Annotated in this window: 28 protein-coding genes; 10 read left to right on the forward strand and 18 right to left on the reverse strand. The window is 54.7% G+C overall.

What is annotated here, in order from left to right; translation table 11 throughout:
* Positions 1–28 precede the first annotated feature (28 nt).
* The 12 genes from pdxJ to rpoE all read right to left on the reverse strand — a co-directional run bounded on the left by pdxJ (position 29) and on the right by rpoE (position 10,546).
* A complete protein-coding gene (gene pdxJ, locus ACN0UH_RS06880) occupies positions 29–775 on the reverse strand; it encodes a pyridoxine 5'-phosphate synthase (RefSeq protein WP_417661359.1) in 747 nt (248 codons plus the stop codon).
* Complete coding sequence (gene recO, locus ACN0UH_RS06885) at positions 768–1,466, reverse strand: DNA repair protein RecO (RefSeq protein ID WP_417661360.1); 699 nt, start codon at positions 1,464–1,466, stop codon at positions 768–770. The genes pdxJ and recO overlap by 8 nt, the downstream gene beginning before the upstream one ends.
* A 62-nt stretch (positions 1,467–1,528) precedes the next feature.
* Positions 1,529–2,431 carry a GTPase Era gene (era, locus tag ACN0UH_RS06890; RefSeq protein WP_087515949.1) on the reverse strand — a complete coding sequence of 301 codons (903 nt, stop codon included), beginning with the start codon at positions 2,429–2,431 and terminating at the stop codon, positions 1,529–1,531.
* Positions 2,424–3,113 carry a ribonuclease III gene (rnc, locus tag ACN0UH_RS06895; RefSeq protein WP_087515948.1) on the reverse strand — a complete coding sequence of 230 codons (690 nt, stop codon included), beginning with the start codon at positions 3,111–3,113 and terminating at the stop codon, positions 2,424–2,426. Before rnc ends, era begins: the two co-directional genes overlap by 8 nt.
* Entirely contained in the window at positions 3,110–3,487 is a 378-nt protein-coding gene (locus tag ACN0UH_RS06900) for a DUF4845 domain-containing protein (protein ID WP_397504017.1), read from the reverse strand. The genes rnc and ACN0UH_RS06900 overlap by 4 nt, the downstream gene beginning before the upstream one ends.
* 106 nt (positions 3,488–3,593) lie before the next feature.
* Positions 3,594–4,451: a signal peptidase I gene (gene lepB / locus ACN0UH_RS06905; protein WP_417661361.1), complete on the reverse strand. Its 858-nt coding sequence runs from the start codon at positions 4,449–4,451 to the stop codon at positions 3,594–3,596.
* Positions 4,452–4,456: 5 nt separating this feature from the next.
* On the reverse strand, positions 4,457–6,256 hold the full coding sequence (lepA, locus tag ACN0UH_RS06910; RefSeq protein WP_087515945.1) for a translation elongation factor 4: 1,800 nt from the start codon (positions 6,254–6,256) through the stop codon (positions 4,457–4,459).
* A 206-nt stretch (positions 6,257–6,462) separates the two neighbouring features.
* On the reverse strand, positions 6,463–7,890 hold the full coding sequence (locus ACN0UH_RS06915; RefSeq protein WP_417661362.1) for a DegQ family serine endoprotease: 1,428 nt from the start codon (positions 7,888–7,890) through the stop codon (positions 6,463–6,465).
* Positions 7,891–7,926: 36 nt separating this feature from the next.
* A complete protein-coding gene (locus tag ACN0UH_RS06920) occupies positions 7,927–8,382 on the reverse strand; it encodes a SoxR reducing system RseC family protein (protein WP_417661363.1) in 456 nt (151 codons plus the stop codon).
* Entirely contained in the window at positions 8,379–9,332 is a 954-nt protein-coding gene (locus tag ACN0UH_RS06925; protein WP_417661364.1) for a MucB/RseB C-terminal domain-containing protein, read from the reverse strand. Before ACN0UH_RS06925 ends, ACN0UH_RS06920 begins: the two co-directional genes overlap by 4 nt.
* 8 nt (positions 9,333–9,340) lie before the next feature.
* Positions 9,341–9,934, reverse strand: a complete 594-nt coding sequence (locus ACN0UH_RS06930; protein ID WP_417661365.1) for an RseA family anti-sigma factor — start codon at positions 9,932–9,934, stop codon at positions 9,341–9,343.
* 30 nt (positions 9,935–9,964) lie between these two features.
* Entirely contained in the window at positions 9,965–10,546 is a 582-nt protein-coding gene (gene rpoE, locus ACN0UH_RS06935) for an RNA polymerase sigma factor RpoE (protein ID WP_010484408.1), read from the reverse strand.
* Positions 10,547–10,922: 376 nt separating this feature from the next.
* On the opposite strand from rpoE, the gene nadB reads away from it, so the two are divergent.
* Positions 10,923–12,539: an L-aspartate oxidase gene (nadB, locus tag ACN0UH_RS06940; protein ID WP_417661366.1), complete on the forward strand. Its 1,617-nt coding sequence runs from the start codon at positions 10,923–10,925 to the stop codon at positions 12,537–12,539.
* Here nadB and ACN0UH_RS06945 read toward each other — a convergent pair.
* Positions 12,508–12,999, reverse strand: coding sequence for a protein YgfX (locus ACN0UH_RS06945; RefSeq protein WP_417661367.1), 492 nt, complete (start codon positions 12,997–12,999; stop codon positions 12,508–12,510). The two genes, nadB and ACN0UH_RS06945, sit on opposite strands and share 32 nt — an antisense overlap.
* Positions 12,983–13,237 (reverse strand): succinate dehydrogenase assembly factor 2, encoded by a 255-nt coding sequence (locus ACN0UH_RS06950; RefSeq protein WP_397504007.1) that lies wholly within the window; start codon positions 13,235–13,237, stop codon positions 12,983–12,985. The genes ACN0UH_RS06945 and ACN0UH_RS06950 overlap by 17 nt, the downstream gene beginning before the upstream one ends.
* A 180-nt stretch (positions 13,238–13,417) precedes the next feature.
* Between ACN0UH_RS06950 and ACN0UH_RS06955 the strand changes: the two genes are divergently transcribed.
* Positions 13,418–14,359 (forward strand): YgfZ/GcvT domain-containing protein, encoded by a 942-nt coding sequence (locus ACN0UH_RS06955; protein ID WP_417661368.1) that lies wholly within the window; start codon positions 13,418–13,420, stop codon positions 14,357–14,359.
* A 178-nt stretch (positions 14,360–14,537) separates the two neighbouring features.
* Positions 14,538–15,374, forward strand: coding sequence for an HDOD domain-containing protein (locus ACN0UH_RS06960; protein WP_417661369.1), 837 nt, complete (start codon positions 14,538–14,540; stop codon positions 15,372–15,374).
* A gap of 54 nt (positions 15,375–15,428) precedes the next feature.
* Here ACN0UH_RS06960 and ACN0UH_RS06965 read toward each other — a convergent pair whose 3' ends face one another.
* A complete protein-coding gene (locus ACN0UH_RS06965) occupies positions 15,429–16,823 on the reverse strand; it encodes a sensor histidine kinase (protein WP_417661370.1) in 1,395 nt (464 codons plus the stop codon).
* On the reverse strand, positions 16,816–17,487 hold the full coding sequence (locus ACN0UH_RS06970) for a response regulator (RefSeq protein ID WP_417661371.1): 672 nt from the start codon (positions 17,485–17,487) through the stop codon (positions 16,816–16,818). Before ACN0UH_RS06970 ends, ACN0UH_RS06965 begins: the two co-directional genes overlap by 8 nt.
* A 235-nt stretch (positions 17,488–17,722) precedes the next feature.
* On the opposite strand from ACN0UH_RS06970, the gene ACN0UH_RS06975 reads away from it, so the two are divergent.
* The 6 genes from ACN0UH_RS06975 (at position 17,723) to ACN0UH_RS07000 (ending at position 24,111) form a co-directional block, all read left to right on the forward strand.
* On the forward strand, positions 17,723–18,988 hold the full coding sequence (locus tag ACN0UH_RS06975) for an OprD family porin (RefSeq protein ID WP_417661372.1): 1,266 nt from the start codon (positions 17,723–17,725) through the stop codon (positions 18,986–18,988).
* A gap of 29 nt (positions 18,989–19,017) precedes the next feature.
* Complete coding sequence (locus ACN0UH_RS06980; RefSeq protein WP_417661373.1) at positions 19,018–19,995, forward strand: Bug family tripartite tricarboxylate transporter substrate binding protein; 978 nt, start codon at positions 19,018–19,020, stop codon at positions 19,993–19,995.
* Between the two features lie 73 nt (positions 19,996–20,068).
* The gene (locus ACN0UH_RS06985) at positions 20,069–20,509 is read left to right on the forward strand and encodes a tripartite tricarboxylate transporter TctB family protein (protein WP_417661374.1); all 441 of its coding nucleotides are present in this window, start codon (positions 20,069–20,071) and stop codon (positions 20,507–20,509) included.
* Between the two features lie 4 nt (positions 20,510–20,513).
* Positions 20,514–22,019: a tripartite tricarboxylate transporter permease gene (locus ACN0UH_RS06990; protein ID WP_417661375.1), complete on the forward strand. Its 1,506-nt coding sequence runs from the start codon at positions 20,514–20,516 to the stop codon at positions 22,017–22,019.
* The gene (locus ACN0UH_RS06995) at positions 22,012–23,043 is read left to right on the forward strand and encodes an AbrB family transcriptional regulator (RefSeq protein ID WP_417661376.1); all 1,032 of its coding nucleotides are present in this window, start codon (positions 22,012–22,014) and stop codon (positions 23,041–23,043) included. The genes ACN0UH_RS06990 and ACN0UH_RS06995 overlap by 8 nt, the downstream gene beginning before the upstream one ends.
* A gap of 195 nt (positions 23,044–23,238) precedes the next feature.
* A complete protein-coding gene (locus ACN0UH_RS07000; protein ID WP_417661377.1) occupies positions 23,239–24,111 on the forward strand; it encodes a DUF6279 family lipoprotein in 873 nt (290 codons plus the stop codon).
* Positions 24,112–24,125: 14 nt separating this feature from the next.
* On the opposite strand, the gene ung is transcribed toward ACN0UH_RS07000, so the two are convergent.
* Entirely contained in the window at positions 24,126–24,833 is a 708-nt protein-coding gene (gene ung, locus ACN0UH_RS07005; RefSeq protein ID WP_417661378.1) for a uracil-DNA glycosylase, read from the reverse strand.
* 318 nt (positions 24,834–25,151) lie between these two features.
* Between ung and ACN0UH_RS07010 the strand changes: the two genes are divergently transcribed.
* A complete protein-coding gene (locus ACN0UH_RS07010) occupies positions 25,152–25,610 on the forward strand; it encodes a PaaI family thioesterase (RefSeq protein WP_417661379.1) in 459 nt (152 codons plus the stop codon).
* 10 nt (positions 25,611–25,620) lie between these two features.
* Here ACN0UH_RS07010 and ACN0UH_RS07015 read toward each other — a convergent pair whose 3' ends face one another.
* Positions 25,621–26,502 (reverse strand): AraC family ligand binding domain-containing protein, encoded by an 882-nt coding sequence (locus ACN0UH_RS07015; protein WP_417661380.1) that lies wholly within the window; start codon positions 26,500–26,502, stop codon positions 25,621–25,623.
* Positions 26,503–26,575 lie beyond the last annotated feature (73 nt).

Below are 26,575 nucleotides of genomic sequence, written 5' to 3' on the forward strand. Positions count from 1 at the left end.
TAGCCGCACGGCTATCTGGCTTTCGGCCTCAACCGCGATTAGCTGCTGCCACGATCAATTGCTTCATCTCCACCACCGCTTGTTTAAAACCAACAAACAAGGCGTGCGCCACCAGTGCATGGCCGATGTTCAACTCATTGATCCCGGCGATTGCCGCCACTGGCTCAACGTTGTGATAGTGCAAACCATGCCCGGCGTTGACGATCAAACCCTGGCTGACGCCGCGTGCCACACCATCAGCAATACGTGCCAACTCGACGGCTTGTTCCTGCGCTGTATGTGCATCGGCATAACGCCCGGTGTGTAACTCAATCGCTGGGGCACCAACACGCTTTGAGGCATCAATCTGCACTGGATCCGGGTCGATAAACAGCGAGACTTCACAGCCAATCTTGCTCAAGCGCTCTACAGCTGCGCGGATGCGCTCTTCCTGGCCTGCGACATCAAGCCCGCCTTCAGTGGTTAACTCCTGACGCGTCTCAGGCACCAGGCACACATGCTCAGGACGAATGCTTTCAGCGAATGCGAGCATCTCTTCGGTGACACCCATTTCGAAGTTCATGCGCGTTTGCATGACTTCTTTGAGCATGCGCACGTCACGCTCCTGGATGTGCCGGCGGTCTTCACGCAAATGCACGGTAATCCCATCAGCGCCTGCTTCTTCGGCGTCCAATGCAGCTTTGACCGGGTCTGGGTAACGCGTGCCGCGGGCCTGGCGCAGCGTGGCGACATGATCAATATTCACACCCAGCAAAACACGGTTGGCATCAGTCACGAGTAGGCTCCTTAAGAGTCATGAACAATTCGCGGCTAACCAGGGGTTTGCCGCCTAAATGAGGGGCCAGCGCTTGGCGCATAAGCCGTTTGGCCGCCGCCAGCGCACCAGGGGTTTGCCAACTGGCCTCGGCCATAGCTAACAGCTCAGCGCCCTGAAATGCGCCTGGCTGCCATTGGCCGATAGGCACCAGGCCGTCATCCGTCTGCAAGCGATAAATACCATCACTCACCACCGGCTGGCCGTGCAAGTCTTGGTCAAGGGCGAAACCATAGCCTAGCTGATCAAGCAAACGCCACTCAAACGAGCGCAATAACGGCTCGATGGCACGGCCTTGGCCGAGTGCAAGCAAAGTCATAGCATAGTGATCAAAAACAGCAGGCTGGGCATCTTCGGCAGGCAATAACCGAATCAACAGCTCATTGAGATACAGACCGCTGAACAGCGCCTCGCCTGACAATAAGTTTGGAATGCCTGTTGCCTCAAGGCGCGAAACATTCTTCAACTCACCGCGCCCGCGAAAGTCGGCATCTAAAGCAACAAAAGGCCGAGCGAGGGTTCCGGCTTTACCGCGTGCGCCTCGTAAAACGGCACGCAAGCGCCCTTGGGGCGTGAGGAAATCAACCAGCGCGCTGCTCTCGCGATACGCACGGCTGTGCAATACATAAGCGGGCTGGTTGAGCACAAGCATGACGAGTATTAACTCAATATGAACCGTGCGTGGCAGGTGCCACGCAGCGCGTTTGTGCAAGCTTAGATGTCGTCGTAACCAAGTGAACGCAAGGCACGCTCATCATCCGACCAACCACCTTTGACCTTGACCCAAAGATTGAGCATGACTTTGGAGTCGAACAGCACTTCCATGTCTTTGCGAGCCTCTTGGCCGACCCGCTTGATACGCTCGCCCTTGTCGCCAATGATGATTTTCTTTTGACCATCGCGTTCAACCAGAATAAGCGCATGAATATGCAGAATGCGCCCTTCTTGCTTGAATTCTTCAATTTCAACCGTGATCTGGTACGGCAACTCCGCACCTAGCTGACGCATGATTTTCTCACGCACCAGTTCAGCAGCGAAAAAGCGGCTTGAACGGTCGGTAATCTGATCTTCAGGGAAGAAGTGCACACCTTCAGGCAAGTGCTCGCTGACCAGTTTCTCAAGGGCTTCAAGGTTATGCCCATGATGCGCAGAGATCGGCACAATCTCAGCCTTGGGTAGCTGGGTTGCCAGCCACTCCAGATGCGGCATCAGAGCAGATTTGTCCTCAAGGCGGTCAGTCTTGTTGATCGCCAGAATCACCGGACCTTCAACATACTGAATACGCTCAAGTACCATCTGGTCTTCATCAGTCCAACGGGTACGGTCAACTACAAAAATCACCACATCGACGTCTTTTAACGCCGATGAAGCGCTTTTGTTCATATAACGATTGAGCGCTTTCTCGTTATTCTTATGCAGACCCGGGGTATCTACGTAGATAGCCTGAGCCCCGCCCTCGGTTTTGATCCCGAGCATATTATGGCGAGTGGTTTGCGGCTTACGTGAGGTAATCGCAAGCTTTTGCCCAAGGATATGGTTCAACAGCGTTGACTTGCCCACGTTAGGCCGGCCAACAATGGCGACATAGCCACAGCGTGAAACAGGTGAATCAGTCATGGCCGTTCTCCACACCCAGGGCGATCAAAGCCACCCCGGCGGCAACCTGTTCAGCAATGCGCCGACTAGCGCCCTGCCCCAGAGTTTTTTCATTCAATAAAGTTACCTGACATTCAACGATGAATGTCCGGCAGTGCGGCTCACCCTGAATATCAACCACGTCGTAACGTGGCAACTCACAGGCACGCGACTGCAGGAACTCCTGCAAACGCGTTTTGGGATCCTTGTTGGTATCAACCAGCGTCAAGCTTTCCAACTCATTGGTCAGCCATGCCAGCACACGCTCACGCGCAGCGTCCATACCTGAGTCCAAGTAAATAGCGCCGATCAATGCTTCCAGCGCATCGGCAAGAATTGACTCACGGCGAAAACCACCACTTTTCAACTCGCCAGAGCCCAGACGCAGGTATTCACCCAAATCAAAGCCACGCGCCAGAATCGCCAGCGTCTCGCCCTTGACCAGGCGAGCACGCAAGCGTGACAGTTGGCCTTCGCGAGCTTGAGGAAAGCGCTCAAACAGCGCCTCGCCAGCGACAAAATTAAGAATAGCGTCACCGAGAAATTCCAGGCGCTCATTATTGCGCCCAGCAAAGCTGCGATGAGTGAGAGCCAGGACCATGTGGTCCTGGTCTTTAAAGGTGTAACCGAGCTTACGCTCTAAACGGGCTAACGAATCATTCACGGCATACGCACACGGAATTCTTTATCAAAATGGACCACCAGATCGAGGTTCTCGATCAGCGGCTCGCGCTTCTCATACTTGAGATGAGCACGAAACTCATTGTTCTCAACTGTTACCTTGAGAGCATCCTCAAGTTTCAGGTCACGAATACTGTTGACCTGCATACCCTTGCTAACATGGCTGTAAAAATCACGAACGGTACGAATATCCGCTGCTTTATCGGTTTCAACCGAGGTGATGATTTTTTCCATCGACATATAGTCAAGGTAGTGCGGTATCACTTTGAAAGCTGCGCTGGCAAAAAATGCGACAAGCCCCAGCACCAGCAACCAACTAATAATAGACATTCCCTTTTGCGAGCGCGCAAATGTCATGATTGACCCCATTTATTAGAATTTTCAAAAGCCAAAACGGCGAGCTACCAGACTATATATAGACTGCGGCGCTGGTTTGAACAGCGCCGCATTTTTATCGTTTTAATCAGTGAATCAAGCCAACGCGTGAGAAGTTTGGCAAATTACTCATTTTCGGATCAGGCCAGCTCATCCATACCGCAAAGGCCTTACCCACGATATTCTGGTCCGGAACCATGCCCAGCAGAGGCTTAGGAATGCTTGGGTCATTCCAGTAACGGCTGTCGTTAGAGTTATCGCGGTTATCACCCATCATGAAGTAATGCCCTTCAGGCACCACCCACTGCCCGCCAGGAACAGCGTGATAACGCTTCATCTCTTTGCGAATCAAATGCTCCGCTTCACCGAGTTTCTCGTTGTAGAGCATCACGCTGCCGAGGCTGCCTGGCTCTTCACCGATCAACTGTTGAGCGACCTGCTTACCATTAACGTACAGGTGCTTGTCTTTACTGTAACGAATCTGGTCGCCGGGCAAACCGACTACACGCTTGATGTAGTTGATGTTTGGATCGCTCGGGTAGCGAAAGACCATCACATCACCACGTTTCGGGTCCTCAACCTGGATAATCTTGGTATCGATCACTGGCAAACGAATGCCGTAGGCAAACTTGTTTACCAAAATGAAATCACCGACTTCCAACGTCGGGCGCATAGAGCCCGACGGAATTTGGAAGGGTTCAACCAGAAATGAGCGCAGTATCAGAACTATCGCCAGTACCGGAAAGAATGACTTACCGTACTCAACCAGCAACGGTTCTTTATTCAGTCGTTCAATCACCTGCTCGTCGGCCGCACCATCAACCTGGCCCTGATAGGTGGCGATTGCTGTACGCCGACGCGGTGCCAAAAACACCAAGTCAAATAAAGCCAAAGCGCCACACACAGCAACTGCGATGACAAGTACCAGCGGGAAATTGATCGACATATGCCTTAACTATCCACTTTGAGAACAGCAAGGAAGGCTTCTTGTGGAATTTCCACATTGCCGACTTGCTTCATTCTTTTCTTACCGGCCTTCTGCTTTTCAAGCAACTTACGCTTACGACTTACGTCGCCACCGTAACATTTGGCCAATACGTTTTTACGCAAAGCTTTAACGCTTGTACGCGCAATGATTTGCCCACCAATTGCAGCCTGAATTGCCACATCGAACATCTGACGTGGAATCAGTTCTTTCATCTTCTCGGTCAACTGGCGACCTTTGTAGTGCGCCTTGTCGCGGTGCACGATCAACGCCAACGCATCAACCTTTTCACCGTTGATCAGCACATCCAGCTTGACCAGATTAGCCGATTGGAAGCGGTCGAAGCTGTAGTCCAGCGACGCGTAGCCACGGCTTACCGACTTCAAACGATCGAAGAAGTCGAGGACCACTTCGTTCATTGGCAGGTCGTAAGAAACCTGTACCTGACTGCTCAGGTACTGCATATCGATCTGCACGCCGCGCTTCTCGATACACAAGGTAATGACGTTACCCAAATGCTCCTGCGGCACCAGAATATTGGCGCGCACGATAGGTTCGCGCATTTCCTCGACAGCGGAGATATCCGGCAGCTTCGATGGGTTATCGACGTAGATGGTCTCGCCGGTTTTCAGCACCACTTCAAACACTACAGTCGGCGCAGTGGTAATCAGGTCCAGGTCGTACTCACGCTCAAGGCGCTCCTGGATGATTTCCATGTGCAGCATGCCAAGGAAGCCAATACGGAAGCCGAAGCCCAAAGCATCGGAGCTTTCCGGCTCGTACTGCAACGCAGCGTCGTTCAGCGTGAGCTTCTGCAGGGCTTCACGGAAGTCCTCGAAGTCGTCTGAACTAACCGGGAACAAACCCGCGTAAACCTGGGGTTTAACGCGCTTGAAACCGGGCAGCATGTCGACATCAGGGGTATTCGACAGGGTCAGGGTGTCACCAACCGGTGCGCCGTGAATGTCTTTGATGCCCGCGATAATAAAGCCTACTTCACCGGCTTTAAGATCAACGGTAGCCGTGTGCTTAGGGTTGAACACGCCAACGCTATCAACCTGGTGCATTTTGCCAGTCGATTTGACCAGTACTTTGTCACCCTTCTTGATCCGCCCGTGACGTACGCGCACCAGGGAGACAACACCTAGGTAATTGTCGAACCAGGAATCGATGATCAAGGCTTGCAGCGGGGCATCAATTTCACCGGTTGGAGCTGGAATGGTCGCGACCAGACGCTCAAGCACTTCATCGACGCCCATGCCGCTCTTGGCGCTACAGGCCACCGCGTCAGTCGCATCGATGCCGATAATGTGTTCGATTTCTTCTTTGACTCGCTCAGGTTCAGCCTGCGGCAAGTCCATTTTGTTCAGCACAGGCATGACCTCAAGGCCCTGCTCGATAGCGGTGTAGCAGTTCGCTACCGACTGCGCTTCAACGCCTTGCCCCGCATCGACCACCAACAACGCGCCTTCGCACGCCGCCAGCGAGCGGCTGACTTCGTAGGTAAAGTCAACGTGGCCTGGGGTATCAATGAAATTCAACTGATAGGTTTTGCCGTCACGCGCCTTGTAATACAAGGTCACGCTATGCGCCTTGATGGTAATGCCGCGCTCGCGCTCCAAGTCCATGGAGTCCAGCACCTGGGCCTCCATTTCGCGCTCAGACAGACCACCGCACATTTGAATAAAGCGGTCAGCAAGCGTCGACTTGCCGTGGTCAATATGGGCAATAATGCTGAAATTACGTATGTGGCTCAGGTCACTCACAAGACAACACTCAAAAAGATCGCAGGCGACTGCCCGCCGAAAATAGCCGCGAAGTGTACCCGATTTACCGCCAAGTCGTCACCCACAGCCCCTGACCTCGCTGACATAAAGCCAACATTCAGTTCCAGCCCCTATCCAACGCCAGACCAGGCTAAGCATCAGGCACAAAAAAGGGCGATTTAATCGCCCTTTTTTGCTGCAGACTCTTATTCCGACAATTTGAAGGTAATGAAGCTCGCTCTGCCCTTGCGCAATACTCGCATGGACACCGAGCGATCCTTAGGCAGCGCCTTGGCAACAGACGCAAAGGTTTTGCCGGAGTCAATCGCCTGATTATTCAGGTGAGTAATGACATCCCCCTGACGCAAACCGATCAACGCAGCCGGGCCATCCATGACCTCGCTGATCACCACACCACCTTTAAGGTCCAGCGCTTTCTTCTGCTCAGCGCTCAACTCAGCCACTTTTACGCCCAGTCGATTGCTACTTTGCTCGGCACTTGGCGCTGTGTTACCCGCCAGCGCACTGCCATCTTCCGGCAGTGAGCCAATGGTCAGCTCAAGTGTCTTGCGCGCACCCTCACGAACAACTTCCATTTCCGCCTTGGAGCCTGGCTTCAAGCCACCGACCAAGTGCGGCAGGTCAGCAGACATGATGATTGGCTTATCATTGAGGCTCAGGATCACATCACCCACCTGCAAACCACTCTTCGCTCCCGGGCCACCTTCGAGCACCTGAGCAACCAAAGCGCCTGCTGGTTTATCCAACCCAAACGACTCAGCCAAGTCCTTATTCACTTCCTGGATGACGACGCCCAACCAACCACGACTGACTTTCCCGTCAGACTTGAGTTGATCAGCCACATCCATGGCAACGCTCATCGGGATCGCAAACGACAGCCCCATGAAGCCACCGGAGCGGGTGAAAATCTGCGAGTTAATACCAACAACTTCGCCCTTCAGGTTAAACAGCGGCCCGCCAGAGTTACCTGGATTGATCGCAACATCGGTCTGAATGAATGGTACATAGCTTTCATTCGGCAGGCTGCGGCCTTTGGCACTGACAATACCGGCGGTCACCGAATGGTCAAAGCCAAACGGAGAACCAATCGCCAGCACCCACTCTCCGACCTTGAGGTCTTCTGACTTCCCCAACTTCACTGTCGGCAGGTCTTTAGCATCAACCTTGAGCAAGGCCACATCACTACGTGGGTCTGCGCCAATCACCTTGGCCTCAAGCTCACTACGATCAGACAGACGAACAATGATTTCGTCGGCATCGGCGACCACATGATTATTAGTCATGATGTAACCGTCGGAAGAGATGATGAAGCCAGAACCCAGCGACTGTGCTTCACGCTGACGACCATGGCTTGGCGGTCTTGGTTGCTGAGGAATACTGCGCTCGAAGAACTCACGAAACATCGGCGGCAGGCCTTCAAGGTCTGGTGCCGACATTCCACCGGAGTTTGCGACCGCATCTGGAATTTTTTGCCGCGTACTAATATTTACAACCGCGGGCGAGGACTTCTCAACCAGCTCGGTGAAGTCAGGCAGCTCAGCGTGAGCAGACAGCGCCTGCCCCATCAGCAGCAATGAGAGTACAGCAGAACAGCATATTTTCAGGCTAGGCATTAACGTACAGCTCCCCATCCGGAATAGAGGTTTGACTCATTTAACAGTCGTAGCATCTGCCAATACGGCGCGCATTACTACCGGCTGAAGTTCTGGATCTTCTGCCACGCGGGAACTTCGCCAGCGCACCCCGAGCCAGGATGCAACCAACCCCACGAAACCAGACAGAATCACCAACGGCTCACTCAAAGACAGCTGATCAGCAAGAACAGCCGCCGTAAACAGCCCAACCAAGGGCATCAGATAGACCAGTAGTGAACCGCGCACAAGCAAATCCTCGCGCACACCAATCACTACTTGGTCGCCAACACTTAAATTCAGATTTGATAGCGCTCGAACGTAGCCACGACGGCTATCGACGCCTAATTTATCGAGCAGACCCTGGCCACAGCCTGCATTTGCCGAGCAGGTTGAACAGGTGCTTTTGCGAAGTGTCTCGACCCAGACTGCGCCGGATTCCACTGCAACGACCCGCCCCTGCTCTTCGATCATGGCTGAGGTTGAGCCTCACCCTGGCGAACTGATAACGCCACTCGCTCGGCGGTGCCAAGCGGAATTTCCCCAACGACTGTAACCATCACGTCACCTTCGGCGGTCGACAAACGCCGCGACACAGCGACTGTTGGACCGAACTGAGTACGCGCATCCCCTGCGGCAGCGCCATTAAGCGGCTCGAGAAAAACTGAAAAACGCGCAAGACCATCGTCAAATAAAAGACAGGCGACCGGCTCTTCAGAAATGGGGCTGACCTTCTCGGTCGTCGAACTCAAGCTAAAACCTGGGGGTAACCAGTCTGTACGCCATGCTTTGGCATCCAGCGGCGTTGCCGCAACCACTTCAACTGGCTGGCAATCAGCACTCGGAGTGACTGGATCGGCATCTGCGGATTGATCTGCATCAAACTGGGTAAACTGGAATCGCTCTAACATCTGCCCCTTGTCATTGAGCAGCAGCGATTTAAGTGGCACACCGGTCTCGCGATCAAGGTGCAGTTCAATGCCGTAGCGGTGCTGGTCGCGCGGAAGCATGCCAAGAACAATAGCGCTATGTCCGGCAACTCGGGATTCACCCATGACGCGGATGTCATACCATTTAGATAGCTCGTTCGCATCCAGATCACGTGCCGGCCATGCCTGCGCATCAGTGACTTGATCGACCAGACTGCCAACTACGCATTCAGTACGACCATTAACGCGAAAGGATTCATACGCAGGACCATCCAGTTTGAGCAGGTGGTCACGTACGACCTTGTCCTTACCAACCTGATGCCAAATGCTATGAGTGGAAAAGCTACCATTGCGCTCGTAAACAAACGTGCCATGGTAGCTTTGATTCTGACTCGCATCGGATAGGCGTCGCAGCCAATCTTGCGCATCAGATGCAACAGCAGGTAACGCCAAACAACCGCCTAACAATAAGGCGGTCAGGGGTATAAAGCGCATGCGTTTCCTTAACGGCTTTCTAAACTAGCTGCGCGTGCATATGGCAGTGCGCCCTCAGTCACATTCGAACCAACCTGCTCTGCATGCTGACGTATGTAGGACGGCAAGCGCTGCTCATGCCATGTTGGTTCAGCTTTACCCGACGGTATCATGGATGCACCCTGATCATCAGTGGTAAATCCGGCCAACATTGCAGGCCCTTGCACCTGAACATGGCTAATGGCGGGCTGGGCCGCTGCTTGCTGCGCAAGTTCAGTGCCGGTCAGCTCATCCTGGTTATACAGACGCACACCTGCCAAGACAGCTACGGTCACTGAGGCAGCTACGGCTATCCGACCCACTGTACGCCATGGACCACGGACAACAGAGCCTGCCGGCTTCGGCATTGCTTCATCTGCAATTGCAGCAGAAACGGCACTGGCGATATCCAAGCGTGGCTCAAGCAGCTCTTTATGCATCACTGCGCGAGCGATTTGGTAACGCGACCACTTGGCACGGAGCTCAGCGTCATTGCTGGCACTGAGTACACGCCGCAGTTCCATTTCGTCCGCTTCGTTATCCATCACCGCGGACAGCGATTCCTGCAGGGCTTCACGACTCATAATGATCCTCTCTTGGCTGTCGCCGCTGTCTTAGGTTTCCTGCAACAAAGGCTGCAGTGACTTATCAATTGCTTCTCGCGCCCGGAAAATCCGAGAACGTACCGTACCGACTGGACACTGCATGACACTCGCAATGTCTTCATAACTGAGACCATCAAATTCACGTAATGTTAGGGCCGTACGTAAATCTTCTGGTAATTGCTGAATGCAACGATGCACAGTGGCCTCAATTTCATCCCTCAGCAAAGCTCGCTCTGGAGATTCGATATCTTTGAGGGCGTGATCACCATCATAGAATTCGGCATCTTCAGCGCTTACATCACTATCTGGCGGACGACGACCTCGTGACACCAGATAGTTTTTTGCCGTGTTAATGGCGATGCGGTACAGCCAAGTATAGAAAGCACTGTCACCGCGAAAGTTTCCTAAAGCTCGATAGGCTTTAACAAAAGCTTCTTGAGCGACATCTTGCGCCTCATGGGTGTCGTGCACGAAACGCACGATAAGCCCTAGAATCTTGTGCTGATACTTCAACACCAATAGATCAAATGCACGCTTGTCACCGCGTTGAACTCGCTCGACAAGCTGCTGATCCTCTTCCTGGCTTAGCATGAACACTCCTTAATGAATTGTGAGGAGTGCACCGCCAGCCAATTAATCGGCTTGCAAAAATAGACTCGGGCGTTGCGCAAAAGTTCTCCCCTCCAACCAAGCTTCTTGCAGATTTTTTCTATTCTGCATGAAGTCGCGCAGGTCAATGCAGCACCGTTGACCTGCGCAAATAATCTTAGAACGTTTAGAGTACCGTCAAAATCAGCGATCTAGAACCGATCCGCCACGATAAATAAACAATGTCCCTCTCCGGGTGACGATTAATGGAACCCAAAAACCTGTAAAAAGTTCCCTTCGCACTCACACCGAATCAAGCCGACTATTGTGACGCGCGCCCCCTCTATATACTAGTGGGGCATTCATGTGGAATCTGCTTATGAGCCACCATTTTCAACACGACGTCCTGGTTATTGGCAGCGGTGCTGCTGGCCTTACCCTCGCCTTGACCCTACCTGAGCACCTGAAAATTGCGGTACTTAGCAAAGGTTCGCTAGCCAATGGCTCGACTTTTTGGGCGCAAGGTGGCGTCGCAGCAGTGCTTGACGACCTGGATACCGTTGAGTCGCACGTTGAAGACACCCTCAATGCTGGGGGTGGCCTGTGCCGCGAGGATGCCGTGCGCTTCACCGTTGAACACAGCCGCGAAGCTATCCAATGGCTGATTGACCAAGGCGTGCCGTTCACCCGCGATGATGAAACTGCACGCGAGGATGGTGGTTTTGAGTTTCACCTCACTCGCGAAGGCGGCCACAGCCACCGACGCATTATTCACGCAGCCGATGCAACAGGCGCAGCAATATTCAAAACCCTGCTTGAGCAAGCCCAGCAGCGCGACAATATCCAGCTGCTTGAGCAGCGCGTTGCTGTCGATTTGATCACCGAGCGCAAGCTGGGCCTAGACGGCGATCGCTGCCTCGGTGCTTATGTGCTGAACCGCGAGACCGGCCACGTTGACACCTATAGCGCGCGCTTCGTTATTCTCGCCACTGGTGGTGCCGCGAAGGTATACCTGTACACCAGCAATCCGGACGGTGCTTGCGGCGATGGCATCGCCATGGCCTGGCGTGCAGGCTGCCGGGTTGGCAATCTGGAGTTCAACCAGTTCCACCCGACCTGCTTGTATCACCCACAAGCGAAAAGCTTTTTGATCACCGAAGCCCTGCGTGGCGAAGGTGCCCACCTCAAGCTGCCCAACGGCTCACGCTTTATGCAGCGCTTCGACGAACGAGCCGAACTCGCACCGCGCGATATCGTAGCCCGGGCAATCGACCATGAAATGAAGCGCCTGGGTGTCGATTGCGTATACCTGGACATCAGCCACAAACCGGCTGAGTTCGTGAAGTCGCACTTCCCGACCGTCTATGAACGCTGCCTGGACTTCGGTATCGACATCACCAAAGAACCGATCCCCGTGGTCCCTGCTGCGCACTACACCTGCGGCGGCGTAGTTGTCGATCAATCCGGACACACTGATGTTCCCGGTCTATATGCAATTGGCGAAACCAGCTTCACCGGCTTGCATGGCGCTAACCGCATGGCCAGCAACTCGCTGCTGGAGTGCTTCGTCTATGCCCGCGCAGCGGCGGACGACATTGCTCGCCAACTTGACGACATAGCCACACCACAGAACCTGCCCGACTGGGATGCCAGCCAGGTGACTGACTCTGACGAGGACGTGATAATTGCGCATAACTGGGACGAGTTGCGGCGCTTCATGTGGGACTACGTCGGCATTGTGCGCACCAATAAGCGCCTGCAACGAGCCGAACACCGCGTACGCCTGCTGCTGGATGAGATTGATGAGTTCTACAGCAACTATAAAGTCAGCAGAGACTTGATTGAGCTGCGCAACCTGGCGCAAGTGGCCGAGCTGATGATCCGCTCAGCCATGCAGCGCAAGGAGTCACGCGGCCTGCATTACACCTTGGACTATCCAAACATGCTCGCGCACGCCAAAGACACTATTCTGCAACCACCCATCTACGCTGGCTGAATTTAAGCCGCACACGAAAACGGCGGTGCTCAGCGGCAGCCATAGCATCACAAGGGATACAGATGGTATGCGACGCGTAGGCGTGTGCCATCTGAGTACACGCCGTGTGGCCCGGCGGCGCATTAACCCAGCAAAACCTCAAGACGATCAACCATGGCAACGCCAGACTGTCTGGCAATAACTGAATAGATTGCCAACCACGCGCATCGCTCCACAGCTGCCAGTCATCTTCCACCCGCCGCAACGCCGTCAGCGCCGCAGGTGCGCTCAACGAGACCGAACGAGGAAAGACCCAAGCCGCATGCAGCGCGCAGAGCAATGTCACACCAGCGCTTGCCCAGAATGGAAGGTCAACTACCCACAAAGCAATCAATGCGAGTAGCTGGATACTCAGATAGAAAGCTCGCAGCAACACTGAAGACTGCCAGCGAAACTCGAAGCGACTACTTTGGCTGGACACGATCCAGAATCATCCGAACCATACGCTTCAAATCCTCATCTTCCGGTTCGGAGCGCTGCATGAACCAGCCGAACATATCCTGATCTTCACATTCCAACAGCTTGACGTAGCGAGCCTGATCTTCAGGACTGAGGTCTGAATAGACTTCTTTAACAAACGGCACCAGCAATACATCCAGTTCAAGCATACCGCGACGGCTGTGCCAGAAAAGGCGATTGAGTTCAGTCGAGTCGACCATTGGGAAGATCCTTGAGCAAGCCAGGCATTGATATAGCCCGCCAGTATAACGGTGAATGCTCGCGCTGTTGACCCTGACTGTCGCCTAGCGAGCACAAAAGCAATCGCACACTGGCGCTGACAAGCACTTAGTAGCGCTCTATGATAAGGCCCTAACTTTTTTCAGCGATACATGATTGCCATGGTTGATAACGCGTTCTTTTGCATACTCAGTCACGAAGGCATTCTCACCGTACGCGGCGCGGACGCTAACAAATTCCTGCAAGGCCAACTGACCTGCAACCTTAACTACCTAGACGCCAACCACTCCAGCCTTGGCGCTCGCTGCACCCCCAAAGGCCGGATGCTCTCCAGCTTCCGGGTTATCAGCATTGATGATGGTTACTTACTGGCAATGGCTGTTGAGTTGGTAGAACCACAACTCGCTGATCTGCAAAAATATGCAGTGTTTTCCAAGTCAAAACTGACTGACGAAACCAGCCAGTGGGTGCGCTTTGGCCTCAACAACTGCGATCAAGCCCTGCTTGAGTTGGGTATTGATCTCGCCCCGAGCAATGACAGCGTTGCCCGCAACGATCAATTGATTGCCGTGCGCGTCGGTGAACACTGCGCTGAGCTATGGGCGCCAGCCGAGCAAACGCAGGCTCTGCATGAGCGCCTAGACAAGCACGCGGCGCTGGCGGACCTCAATCAGTGGCAACTGCTGCAAATTCGCCAGGGCATTGGCCATGTGCAAGGCAGCACCCGCGAGCTGTTCATTCCGCAGATGCTCAACCTGCAAGCCCTGGGCGGCGTCAGCTTCAAAAAAGGTTGCTACACCGGCCAGGAAATCGTCGCACGCATGCAGTACCTCGGCAAACTCAAACGGCGCTTGTACCGCCTGGCGATTAATAGCCAGGTGTTGCCAGCCCCGGCAACAGAACTATTTTCCAGCATGCACAACTCCTCGGTCGGTGAAGTTGTTGCAGCCGCTCAGAGTGAAGACGGTGTTGAGTTACTCGCCGTGTTGCAAAACGACGCCGCGCAAAGCGCCGATTTAACACTGGGCACTCCAGACGGCTCGCCGCTGCACTTGCTCGATCTGCCATACACCCTGGATTCGGACCGTGATATCCAGCGTTGAATCTAGGGAATCTGTAAGGGAACCTCTGAAAAAGGCAGCGAGGGCTGCCCCAGTAATATCTAGCGCAGTAGTTTTTCAGAGGTTCCTAAGCGGCAATCCTCATAAAAGCGAAATACCACACGCGAAAAATTGAGCCGCTGCGTAAACTTCAAGTTGCCCAACCTATACGAGAACAACGATGAGCAAACTTGCCGAGAAGGTCCAACAGGAACTGATTGAGGCCATTGATAACGACCGCCTGGTCTTACCGACACTGCCTGAAGTTGCACTGAAAGTGCGTGATGCAGCTGAAGACCCAGATATCGGCGTGCCACAAATCAGTAAAGTGATCGGCAATGACGCGGCACTCACCGCTCGCATTATTAAAGTGGTCAACAGCCCGCTTTTACGCTCAAGTCGCGAAATCACCGATTTGCAGATGGCGATCAGCCGTCTGGGCATCAATTACACCTGTAACCTGGCTATCGGCCTGGCCATGGAGCAAATGTTCCAAGCGACAACCGACGTGGTCGATCGAAAGATGCGTGAGGTGTGGACCAAAAGCACCGAGATCGCAGGTATCTGCCATGTGCTATGTCGCCACTACACGCGCCTGATGCCTGACCAAGCGACCCTCGCCGGATTGGTCCACCAGATTGGCGTGCTGCCGATTCTGACTTACGCAGAAGAAAATAGTGAGTTACTGGCCGACTCCATCAGCCTGAGCCATGTCATCGACAACATCCACCCGATCATCGGTGACCGTATTCTGCGCGCTTGGGACTTCCCGGAGCTGATCAGCATGGTGCCAAGCCAGCACCTGGATTTCAGCCGCAACAGCGCCAAGGTCGATTATGTCGATATCGTTCAAGTTGCCACCTTGCAGAGCTACCTGGGCACCGATCATCCGTACACCCAGCTTGACTGGAGCGAAATTCCAGCGTTTGCCAAACTGGGTCTAGACCCGAATGTTGACGTTCAGGAAGACCAAGACTTGGCAGCGGATATGGAAGCGGCCATGAAAATGCTGCAGTGAGCCCAAACCGAGACTTCCTTGACTGATTCAGGGAAGTCTTGGTTCGCAGCGGGTTCAGGCACCATCAGGCGCAATAAATGAAACCCGCACGCGCAAGCCGTTACTGGGTGACTGATGAAGGCTGATCTGTGCCTGATGCGCACGGCATATCTCACCGACAATCGCTAAGCCCAAACCTGCTCCCGAACCCTGTGCATTGCGCCGGTAAAAGCGCTCGAAGACTTTTTCACGCTCAGCCTCCGGAATACCCGGACCATCATCTTCGACCTCAAGAATGCAAGGCTCGGCGACTCGAATGACCACATTGCCACCCGCTGGGGTATGGGCAATGGCGTTATCCACAAGATTGGAAAGCAACTCGTTGAGTAACGTCGGCTCGCCATTCAACCAAATCGGTTTATCGGCCTCCAACGCCAAGGAAACCCCGCGAGCATGTGCCAGCGGCGCCAACGCCAAACCCAACTCGCGCGCCAGCTGACTCAGATCAAGCAGCTCTGCACCGCCTTCGGCGATCGCCCGCGCACCACTTTCTATTCGCGCCATGGATAACAGCTGATTGGCCAGATGAGTCAGACGATCCGTGTTTTGCGCTGCATCTTGTAAAGTACTTTTCCACACCTCGGGTTTGTCCGAGCGCAAGCCCAGCTCAACCCTTGCCTTGATCGCCGCTAGCGGGGTGCGCAATTCATGCGCAGCATCGGCAATAAACTGTGACTGACGCTCGAATAACTGATGCAATCGCTCATTGAATTGGTTCAGCGCACGCACCAATGGGCGTAACTCGCGCGGCATGTCAGCATCCGGCAACGGACGCAAGTCCTCACGGGCTCGCTCAGCAACGGTGCGGCGCAAGCTGTTCAGCGGGCGCAAGGTGGCACTGACCGCCAACCAGACCAAGCCAAGAGCGCTGACTGAAAGCAAGCCCATGCGCCACAAAGTGCCGTACAGCAGCTCGCGAGCAAGGCGCTCGCGCGCACCTTGAGTTTCCGCCACGCGAATCTCGGCCAGACCATTTAACTGCGGCTCACTGACCGGCTGCCAAAGGCTCACGATACGCACGCCCTGGCCCCGGTATTGGCCGTCATAAAAATGTGCCAAAGCCGGATAATCATCGGTGCGCTTGGTGCCAGGCGGGGCAACAGGTAAATCATCATAGCCAGAGACCAAGGCACCGTTTAAGCCGATGACCTGATAATAAATACGTCCAGCACTGTCATAGGCGAAGGTATCCAGCGCTACGTATGGAACATTGGCTCTGAGCTTGCCCTCTTCAGTGTATAAGCCGTCAGCAATCGCCCGCGCGGACGCCAGCAATGTACGGTCATAAGCGGTATCTGCAGCACGCCGGGCGCTCAGATAAGCACTGACACTGCTGACCAGCAAAATGATCGCCAGCAAAATAGCCAATCGCCAAAGCAGGCGCCCGCGCAAGCTACCCACTTCAACCACTGACAGCCTCCAGCAGATAACCCAAGCCTCTGAAGGTGACGATTTTCACTGCGTTGCCTTCGAGCTTTTTACGCAAACGATGGATATAAATTTCAATCGCATCGGCACTGGCATCCTCATCCAGACCAAATACCTGGGCGGCCAATTGCTCTTTACTCATGACCCGTCCTGGCCGGGCGATCATTGCCTCCAATACCGCCTGTTCTCGCGAAGTCAGGGTCAGCAGCTCATCATGCAGATGAAAGCGTCGCGTCGCGAGATCGTAGGCTAAGTCCCCACAACGCTGTACTTGCTCGCCGCCGAGCATGGTGCGGCGCAACAACGCCTTGACCCGCGCTTCCAGCTCGCTGAGTTCAAAAGGCTTGGCCAAGTAGTCATCAGCACCCAAGTTCAAGCCGTGGACCCGATCTTTGACTTCGCCGCGTGCAGTGAGCATCAACACCGGCAAGGTATTGCCGCGATCACGCAAACGAGCAAGCACCTCAAAACCGTCCATGCGCGGCAGGCCGATATCAAGAATAGCCAGCGCATATTGCTCGCTGTTCAGGGCCAGATCTGCAGCCACGCCATCATGCAGCACATCGACAGTCCAGCCTGCACTTTTGAGCGCCTGCGCCACACTTGCTGCAAGCTGCGGATGGTCTTCAACCAACAGAATTCGCACCATCGTCTCCAAGATCAACGTACGTGGTTATTAAGCAGCGCAGCAGTTTACCCGTGCGCAAACAACTGTGAAGCACGCATTTGCCTGCAACGGCAGAGGGAAAACTTTCAGCGATGAAAGGTTGCTGAAAGCTTGACCCAATAGCATCGGTCTCAAGTGGCTCGATCCACTTACCCGAGCGGATAGCACAGTGGCGTGCATCCGCTACAAAAACAACAACATCGGAGACCACAAGATGCCAACAGCATCAAATAAGACTTTTACGCCTGTTAGTCTGCTTAGCGTAGCTGTCAGTACCGCCCTGCTCGCTCCAACTGCTCAAGCCGAGTTCTTTAAAGACAGCTCCGGCACCTTGACTGCCAATAATATCTATCTGAACCGCGACTTCCGCGAAGGCACAGGCCAGAACAAACGCGAAGAATGGGCCCAGGGTTTTATCTTCAATATTCAATCAGGTTACACCGAAGGCACAGTCGGCTTCGGAGTTGATGCATTGGGGATGCTCGGCCTGAAACTTGATTCCAGCCCAGATCGCACCGGCACCGGCCTGCTGCCAACCCATGACGATGGTCGCGCGGCAGATGATTACTCCCACCTTGGCCTGACCGGCAAGGTTAAGGTTTCGGCAACCGAATTGAAAATCGGCACCTTGATGCCGGAACTGCCCACGCTTAAAACCAACGACAGTCGGATTCTGCCGCAAACCTTCGAAGGCGGCTTGATCACCTCCAAAGACATCAGCAACCTGACCTTCACCGGCGGGCGCATCGATGAAGTCAAGGATCGTGATTCCAGTAACAACGAAGACCTTGCGCTGAATAACAAGAACCGCCGCTTTGCCAGCGCTGCAACGGCTGATCACTTGACCCTGGCTGGCGCCGACTACCAGTTTACCGACCGCATTACCGGCCGTTATCACTTCGCTGAACTTGATGACATCTATCGCCAACACTTCTTTGGCCTCAAGGCTTCACAGCCGGTTGGCCCAGGCACATTTACTGCAGACCTGCGTCTTTCGCTCAGCGATGACCACGGCGCCGCCAACGCCGGTAAAGTAGATAACCGTGCCCTCAACGGTATGGTCAGCTATGGCCTCAGCGGTCACAAGCTAAGCTTGGCCTATCAAGACATGAGTGGCGACACTGGCTTCGCCTACGTCGACGGAACTGATCCGTTTCTGGTCAACTTTGTGCAAATAAACGACTTCGCCAATGCCGATGAACGCTCATGGCAAGCGCGCTATGACTACGACTTCGCCGCAATAGGAGTGCCTGGCCTGAGCTTCCTTACCCGTTACATCAGCGGTAGCGATGCTCAAATCGCTGGCAGCACCGAAACTGGCGATGAGTGGGAACGCGACATTGAACTCAAGTACGTGGTCCAGAGCGGCCCGATGAAAGACCTGTACGTACGCCTGCGTAATGCATCATTCCGTTCAGACTTTGCCCGCAACGCCGATGAAAACCGCATCGTGATCGGCTATTCATTAGCCGTCTGGTAAGCACAATAAAAACCCAAGAGGAACAGTCAATGAAAACTGCCTTTACCCGAATCGCCTTAGCCACAGCCTGCCTGGCATTTGCCGGTCAACTGCTCGCTGCTGACCCCAAGCGCCCTGAATGTATCGCCCCGGCCAAGCCCGGCGGTGGTTTCGACCTGACCTGCAAGCTGGCACAAAGTGGCCTCAAAGATGGCGGCCTGCTGAAAAAACCAATGCGCGTCACCTATATGCCGGGTGGTGTTGGCGCCGTTGCCTACAACGCCGTTGTCGCCCAGCGCGCTGATGATCCGGGCACCATTGTGGCGTTCTCCAGCGGCTCGCTGCTTAACCTGGCACAAGGCAAGTTCGGTCGTTATGACGAGTCAGCCGTGCGTTGGCTTGCGGCGGTTGGCACCGACTACGGCGCCATTACCGTGCGCGCAGATTCGCCTTATCAGAATCTTGATGACTTGATCAACGCCCTGAAAAAAGACCCGTCAAGCGTGGTCTTTGGCGCAGGTGCAACCATCGGCGGCCAGGATTGGATGCAAACCGCGCTGATCGCCCGCGCAGCCGGTATCGACCCGAAAAACCTTCGTTACGTAGCATTTGAAGGCGGCGGCGAAACCGTGACCGCCATGCTCGGCGGTCACGTTCAGGTGACGAGCAGCGGTTTGGGTGAAGTCACGCCACAGATCGAGGCGAAGAAGATCCGTATTCTCGCGGTTCTGTCCGATGAGCGCCTGCCGGGCAAACTGGCCGACATTCCAACAGCCAAAGAACAGGGCTATGACATTACCTGGCCAGTTATTCGCGGCTTCTACGTTGGCCCGGAAGTCAGCGACGAGCAGTACAACTGGTGGAAGCAGCAGTTCGACACCATGCTCGCCAGCGAAGACTTCGCCAAGCTCCGCGAACAACGTGACCTGCTGCCACTGTCGCTGACCGGTGATGAGTTGAAAGCATTCGTCTTCAAGCAAGTTGAAGACTACAAGAAACTTGCCGGTGAATTCGGTCTGGTTCAATAAGCCTGAATGACGTGGGCGCACTGCGCCCACGCACCAGACGCTTGTCAGCGTCGTTTTTTACGAGACTTCCGCCATGTATGTCCGCTTGTTCTCTGTGATCTGGTTGCTGCTGTGCATCTGGCTCGCCTTCATCGCCTGGGGTTTCCAGGCACCCTTCGCCTACGACCCAGTGGGTCCACGTGCCTACCCGCTGCTGTTACTGGGGCTGATGGGCGCTGGCTCGTTGTGGCTGGTCATCAAGCCGGGTCTGATGGAACAACAACTGCACATGCCAACCGTGAAACGGTCGGCCATGTGTGTGCTCGTACTGCTGGCCTATGCCCTGATGTTTGAGCCTCTGGGTTTTGTTTTAAGTACCACCCTTGCGGTATTCGTTCTCGGCCTGCTGTTCACCGGTCGACCCGTGCCGTGCCTGATCAGCGCAGTGTTGATGGGCGTTCTGTTGTTCTTGTTGTTTGATTATTTGCTGGATGTGCCTCTGCCGCTCGGCGTGCTAGAAGCCTACGTGGAGTGATGAGATGGAAACGCTAACTTATTTAATGCAAGGCTTCGACGTCGCCACTCGCCCAGCGAACTTACTGGTTGCCCTGTTCGGTGCATTCGTCGGCACTATTGTTGGCTTGCTGCCGGGCCTCGGCCCAATCAACGGTGTTGCCCTGCTGCTGCCTTTGGCATTCGCACTGGGTCTTCCCCCGGAAACGGCTCTGATTCTGCTGGCTGCGGTGTATCTCGGTTGTGAGTACGGTGGCCGTATTTCGGCAATTCTGCTCAACGTACCGGGCGATGCTGCCGCGGTTATGACCACCCTCGACGGCTATCCATTGGCGCGCCAAGGCAAAGCAGGCATCGCTTTGTCTTTGTCGGCGGTCAGCTCCTTCATCGGTAGCATCATCGCCACCTGTGGCGTGGTGCTGTTTGCGCCGATACTGGCAAAATGGGCCGTGGCGTTTGGCCCTGCCGAATACTTTGTACTGATGATTTTCGCCATTGCCTGCCTCGGCGGCATGGTCGGTGATAAACCGGTAAAAACCCTGATGGCGGCGCTGATTGGTCTGGCACTTGCCACCGTCGGGGTTGACTCAACCACTGGTGTCTACCGCTTTACCTTCGGCAGCGTCAGCCTCTCGGACGGTATTCAGTTCGTCATCGTGGTGATCGGTTTCTTCAGTGTCAGCGAAGTACTATTGATGCTGGAAAAAACCCACAGCGGTCAAAAAGCAGTCAAGGCCAGCGGCCGTCTGCTGTTCAACTTCAAAGAGTTCTGCTTCACTTTCTGGACCATGGTGCGTAGTGCCGTCGCCGGTTTTGTCATCGGCACCTTGCCTGGCGCCGGTGCAACCATTGCCAGCGCCATGACCTACATGACTGAAAAGCGCATGGCGGGTGACAGCGGTAAATTCGGTGAAGGTGACCTGCGCGGCCTGGCAGCGCCAGAAGCAGCCAACAACGCCTCGGCTTGCGGCTCGCTGATCCCGATGCTGACGCTGGGTGTTCCAGGCTCTGGCACCACAGCGGTAATGATCGGCGCGCTGACCCTGTACAACATCACGCCGGGTCCACTGTTGTTCGAACAGCAGCCCGATGTTGTCTGGGGCCTGATCGCCTCGTTGTTCATCGGTAACGTGATTCTGCTGGTGATGAACATCCCGCTGGTTGGCCTGTTCTCACGCATGCTTAGCGTGCCTAATTGGGTACTGGTGCCAGCGATCACCGTGATCAGCATGGTCGGCGTATATGCCGTGCACAGCACCACATTCGACCTGGTGCTGATGATTTTGCTCGGGGTGTTCGGTTACATCTTGCGCAAGCTCGACTTCCCGCTCTCGGCGGTGATTCTCGGCTTCGTGCTGGGCGAACTCATGGAAGATAACCTGCGCCGCGCCTTGTCGATCTCGGCGGGCGACTTGAACATTCTCTGGTCCAGCCCGATCACGCTGATCCTTTGGGCGCTGGTGGTGTTGATGCTTTCCCTGCCGGGTTTCCGTTGGTGGCGAGCGCGTAAAATGCGTATGGCACATGCCTAACCTGCCCTTCCTGGCGCGCCTGCCTAGCTGGTGGGCGACGCCACTGATCGGCGCGGTCGGTGGCTATTTGGCCAGCCTTGTCGGCTGGCCTTTGCCTTGGATCATTGGCTCACTGCTGGCGGTCATCATTGCCCGTTGCAGTGGCTGGCTGGTGACCGAAGTGCCTTCGGGGCGCAAAGCCGGGCAATGGATAGTCTCAAGTGCCATCGGCCTGCACTTCACCAGTGAAGTCATGGGCCAACTGCATGATCATTTCGGGGTCATACTCGCCGGTGCATTCGGCACTTTGCTCCTGAGCGTGATCGGCATTGTGGTACTGCGCCGATCAGGGGTGGATCGTGCCACGGCGTTTTTCTCCAGCATGCCCGGCGGCGCCAGCGAGATGGTTAATTTCGCCCAACGCCACAATGCCCAAACCGCCCGCGTTGCCGCCGCCCACAGCATGCGTTTGTTGCTGGTAGTGTTGGTCGTTCCAGCACTCTTCACCTGGAGCCTGCCACCCATGGAGCGCCCTGCTCCGGCTCCCGTAGACTGGACGTGGCTGGCAATATTATTGCCTGCCGGAGCGCTGCTGGCGGTTATCTGGGGCAAACTCAAGCAACCCAACCCGTGGATGCTTGGCCCACTTACCGCGTGCGCGATTGCCGCTTGCACCTTTGACCTGCATATCGGGCTCCCGCCGGGTTTGGGCCAAACAGGTCAATGGCTGATTGGCTGCGCATTGGGCTGCCACTTCGATCGCGCATTCTTTCGCAGTGCACCAGGCTTTCTAATGCGTATCTTGCTGTTCACCTTGCTGGCGATGATCACCGCAGTGTTACTGGCCAAGGGCTTAGGTGTAATCGCTGAGCAAGACCCGACCTCGCTAATGCTCGGCATGATGCCGGGCGGCATTACTGAACTCTGCCTCACCGCTGAGGCCTTACAACTGTCTGTGGCATTGGTGACCGCGCTGCAAGTGCTGCGCCTGTTCATGGTGATGTTCTTGGCTGAGCCTTTATTTAAGGTTTGGCAAAAAACATAAGCCTCTTTTCATGCCCACAAGAACCACGTTTAACCCGCCGCTGCGCGGGTTCTTTTTTAGTGAACCCTGAATCTTTACTGCGTGACGCTTTCAGAGATTGCTTAGTAAATATTTCAAAACACAATCGATCTGCGCAAGCTGTCATAAGCTTGATGTCAGATAGGTTCTGAGACGGTAAGGGACTGAGGCAGGTTAATGATGTGGTCGAGCAAAAAACTCAAAGGTCTGATTGGCGTAAGCTTGCTCTGTATCACGCTGAGCGCGTGCAGCATGGTCGGTTTCTCGTACAAACACATGGACTGGTGGTTGATGTGGAAAATTGATGACGCACTCAATCTTACGTCCGAACAAAAAGACCTGCTCGAACCACAGCTGCAAACCCTGCTGAACTGGCATTGCAGCGCAGAGCTGCCCAACACCATCAGTTGGCTTGAGCAAAGCCAGCTGTTACTTGAACAGCCCGCGCCCAGCAGCGAAGCTATCAGCCTGCAAATCAATCAGGTCAATAGTGCCTTCAAGCGCATTGCCAGAAAAATAACCCCAACGGCGACTCAGCTACTCGGTAGCCTGTCAGACCAGCAAGTTGCTGGTTTGTATGAATCTCTGGAAGAGCAAAACCAGCAAGATCGAGAAGAATTTATCGAGCCGCCGCTCGCGACCCAAATCAGCGAGCGCAGCACGCGCATGCAAGAACGCCTCGAGCCTTGGTTTGGACACTTGAGCCCAGAACAGATCAAACGTATCGATGCCTGGTCAGCCAGCCTTGGCCAACAAAACCGCATATGGCTCGGCAACCGCTCAGCGTGGCAGAGTGCGCTGCATAGCGCGCTTGAGGTTCGTCACACAGAAGCCTTTGCCGCGCGCCTGCAGCCGTTGCTGGAATCGCGTGAAGATTTCTACACCGCCGACTATAAGCAGGTCTACCCAAAGGCCCAAGAGGCGCTGGCCAATTTATTCAGCGAGCTGGTTAGCCAAGCTAACGATGAACAACATGCGAATATCAGTAAGCGCCTGAATAAGTTTCAGGAGCAACTGGCGCAACAAGTGTGCATTCCTGCGGCGCCGTAATCTACCGCAACAGCTCAGCTCAGGGGGTCAACTGCATCAGGCAACTTCCAGTTGATCCCCTGCAACTCGTGCTGCTCAAGGAATTTATTGGCGCGGGTGAAGTGGCCGTTGCCTATAAAGCCGCGATAGGCTGATAAAGGCGATGGATGCACCGAGCGCAAAATCAGGTGTTTGGTGCTATCAATCAACTTCTCTTTGCTCTGCGCATGGGCGCCCCACAGCATAAACACCACATGTTGCTGATGGCTGCTGACCGCCTCAATCACCTTATCGGTAAAAAACTGCCAGCCTTTCTTGGCATGCGAACCCGCGTTGGCGCGCTCGACTGTGAGCGAGGTGTTGAGCAGCAACACGCCCTGCTCGGCCCATGACTGCAAATAACCGTGCTGGGGAATATCAATATTCAGGTCGCGCTTGAGCTCTTTATAGATATTGAGCAAGGAAGGTGGCGTGGCGATGCCCGGCTGCACCGAGAAGCACATTCCGTGTGCCTGCCCCGGCCCGTGGTACGGGTCCTGGCCGATGATGACAACTTTGACCTGAGCCAACGGCGTCGAGTTGAAGGCATTGAAAATCATCGGCCCCGGCGGATAAATCTCTTTACCTGCCGCTTTTTCGGAGCGCAAAAAATCCCCCAATTGCTTCATGTAGGGTTGTTCAAACTCATCACTCAGCGCCGCTTTCCAGCCAGCTTCAAGTTTGATGCGGTCACTTGCGGTCATATGCACCTTCATGCCCAACAAAATACCAAGAATAAAATCTAGGGAACCTCTGAAAAAGGTAGCGAGCGACGGGAGTACAAGGCGAAAAGATGCGAAAAAGCACAGTTTAGTTGTCCTAAATGAGCATTTTGAGCAGCTTTTCAACGCAGTAATACCTAGCGCAGTAGTTTTTCAGAGATTCCCTAAGGGCGCACGCTAGAGAACCCCTACTGGCAAGTCAAGGCAACGACTAATGAGCCTGCATCACAGCCGTGGATACAGCTTGTGAGCGGTTATTAACCGGCCAAGACTGAAAGTCCACCGCCGAGGACAAAGCGCATGAACAGCTCAACCGAGATAGATGCCGAATCAGGCGTGCTGCACACACCTCCCGAGCCACATTTCAGTCGTGAACAGCTTGAGCAGGCGCTGGACAAATCCCCCTTCGCCCAGCTCATCGGCTTCAATCTGACCCATTACAGCGCCGGTTCGATTGAAATGGAGGTGGTGCCGCGCCAAGAACTGACTCAGCACCATGGCTTCGTTCACGGCGCGGTGATCGGTTTTATGATCGACAGTGCCTGCGCCTGGGCGGCCGCTTCGATGGTTGGTGACGTAGTGACCAGCGAATACAAGGTCAACATGCTCGCCCCTGCGCTGGGCGAGAAATTGATTTGCCGCAGCGATGTGATCAAGGCCGGTAAACGCCAAGTGGTAACCCGGGCAGATGTTTTTGCCGTACGCGACGGTATACAGAAAATGGTCGCCACCGGGCTTGCCACCATCGCTCGCATCTAGGCTGCGCGTGTTAGCCCTGATGCAACGCGCGGTAATGACTGGGCGCCATGCCGACCACTTTGCGAAACAGGCGCGAGAAGTAATACACATCGTCATAGCCAAGCTGCTCGGCGACCTTGCTAATGCTTTGCTCACCCTCATCAAGAAGACGACAGGCGTGGGCTATTTTGAGCTGGATGAACTCCTGAATCGGCGCTTGCCCGGTCAGCGCCCGATAGGTTTTGGCAAAGTGAAAACGCGACAGTTTGAACTGCGCGGCCAGCTCATCGAGATTAAGGCTGCCATGCAGGTGTGCGCGCATCACCGCTTGCACCGCATCGACATCCAGCACTCGGCCAGACTTCAATTTAACCCGTGCTGGCAACACTGCCAATGAGGCGAGCAATGCCTGAAGCTGATGCGCAGCATAGATAAAGTGACGCAGGCTCAGACCCTGTTTGCGCAAGTTCAGCAGTGCATCCAGCTCCGCTAACAACCGCGGTTGCACGCCGATTCGCCACAATGGACCTTTGCCCAACGGGCGTAAAAAATCGCTGATCAGCTCACCGTCAAAATGAATCCAGTAGATTGTCCACGGCTTAGCGCTATCAGCGCCGTAGGCATGCCATTGGCCTTTGGGCAGTAACAACAAATCACCACCCGCAACATCCAATCGTCCATCGTTCGTTTCAAGCCAGCCCTGCCCCGAACGGCAATAGATCAGCAGATAGTCATCTGAAACCGAGCGTTGCATACGATGATTCAAGGCATTGGGGTAGAAACCAAGAGCTAACGGATAGCACCCTTGAGTCAGTGCAGTGCGCGCCATAACTCTGCGCAAGCGTGGCGGCGTGATAAAACGCAGACCATTGGCAGGCAACGGCCAACTGGAGGTTTCGACTTGGCTACTCATCGGATATGGCTCAGCCCCACGGGTAATTTCCCCGTTATTAAACCAACAACATAACCCAAGATAGTCCATCCAC

It is taken from the genome of Pseudomonas sp. (genome assembly GCF_048265905.1).
In the GTDB taxonomy this organism is placed as follows: domain Bacteria; phylum Pseudomonadota; class Gammaproteobacteria; order Pseudomonadales; family Pseudomonadaceae; genus Aquipseudomonas.

Coding starts and splice junctions, on each gene's coding strand:
- ung (WP_417661378.1), bottom strand. CDS start 24,833: ATGACCGCAAGTGACCGCATCAAACTTGAAGCTGGCTGGAAAGCGGCG.
- ACN0UH_RS06955 (WP_417661368.1), top strand. CDS start 13,418: ATGGTTGATAACGCGTTCTTTTGCATACTCAGTCACGAAGGCATTCTC.
- ACN0UH_RS06980 (WP_417661373.1), top strand. CDS start 19,018: ATGAAAACTGCCTTTACCCGAATCGCCTTAGCCACAGCCTGCCTGGCA.
- ACN0UH_RS06930 (WP_417661365.1), bottom strand. CDS start 9,934: ATGAGTCGTGAAGCCCTGCAGGAATCGCTGTCCGCGGTGATGGATAAC.
- recO (WP_417661360.1), bottom strand. CDS start 1,466: ATGCTTGTGCTCAACCAGCCCGCTTATGTATTGCACAGCCGTGCGTAT.
- ACN0UH_RS07000 (WP_417661377.1), top strand. CDS start 23,239: ATGATGTGGTCGAGCAAAAAACTCAAAGGTCTGATTGGCGTAAGCTTG.
- era (WP_087515949.1), bottom strand. CDS start 2,431: ATGACTGATTCACCTGTTTCACGCTGTGGCTATGTCGCCATTGTTGGC.
- ACN0UH_RS06975 (WP_417661372.1), top strand. CDS start 17,723: ATGCCAACAGCATCAAATAAGACTTTTACGCCTGTTAGTCTGCTTAGC.
- ACN0UH_RS06900 (WP_397504017.1), bottom strand. CDS start 3,487: ATGACATTTGCGCGCTCGCAAAAGGGAATGTCTATTATTAGTTGGTTG.
- ACN0UH_RS06925 (WP_417661364.1), bottom strand. CDS start 9,332: ATGCGCTTTATACCCCTGACCGCCTTATTGTTAGGCGGTTGTTTGGCG.
- nadB (WP_417661366.1), top strand. CDS start 10,923: ATGAGCCACCATTTTCAACACGACGTCCTGGTTATTGGCAGCGGTGCT.
- lepB (WP_417661361.1), bottom strand. CDS start 4,451: ATGTCGATCAATTTCCCGCTGGTACTTGTCATCGCAGTTGCTGTGTGT.
- rpoE (WP_010484408.1), bottom strand. CDS start 10,546: ATGCTAAGCCAGGAAGAGGATCAGCAGCTTGTCGAGCGAGTTCAACGC.
- ACN0UH_RS06920 (WP_417661363.1), bottom strand. CDS start 8,382: ATGATCGAAGAGCAGGGGCGGGTCGTTGCAGTGGAATCCGGCGCAGTC.
- ACN0UH_RS06985 (WP_417661374.1), top strand. CDS start 20,069: ATGTATGTCCGCTTGTTCTCTGTGATCTGGTTGCTGCTGTGCATCTGG.
- ACN0UH_RS07010 (WP_417661379.1), top strand. CDS start 25,152: ATGAACAGCTCAACCGAGATAGATGCCGAATCAGGCGTGCTGCACACA.
- ACN0UH_RS06915 (WP_417661362.1), bottom strand. CDS start 7,890: ATGCCTAGCCTGAAAATATGCTGTTCTGCTGTACTCTCATTGCTGCTG.
- ACN0UH_RS07015 (WP_417661380.1), bottom strand. CDS start 26,502: ATGAGTAGCCAAGTCGAAACCTCCAGTTGGCCGTTGCCTGCCAATGGT.
- ACN0UH_RS06950 (WP_397504007.1), bottom strand. CDS start 13,237: ATGGTCGACTCGACTGAACTCAATCGCCTTTTCTGGCACAGCCGTCGC.
- ACN0UH_RS06995 (WP_417661376.1), top strand. CDS start 22,012: ATGCCTAACCTGCCCTTCCTGGCGCGCCTGCCTAGCTGGTGGGCGACG.
- ACN0UH_RS06990 (WP_417661375.1), top strand. CDS start 20,514: ATGGAAACGCTAACTTATTTAATGCAAGGCTTCGACGTCGCCACTCGC.
- ACN0UH_RS06960 (WP_417661369.1), top strand. CDS start 14,538: ATGAGCAAACTTGCCGAGAAGGTCCAACAGGAACTGATTGAGGCCATT.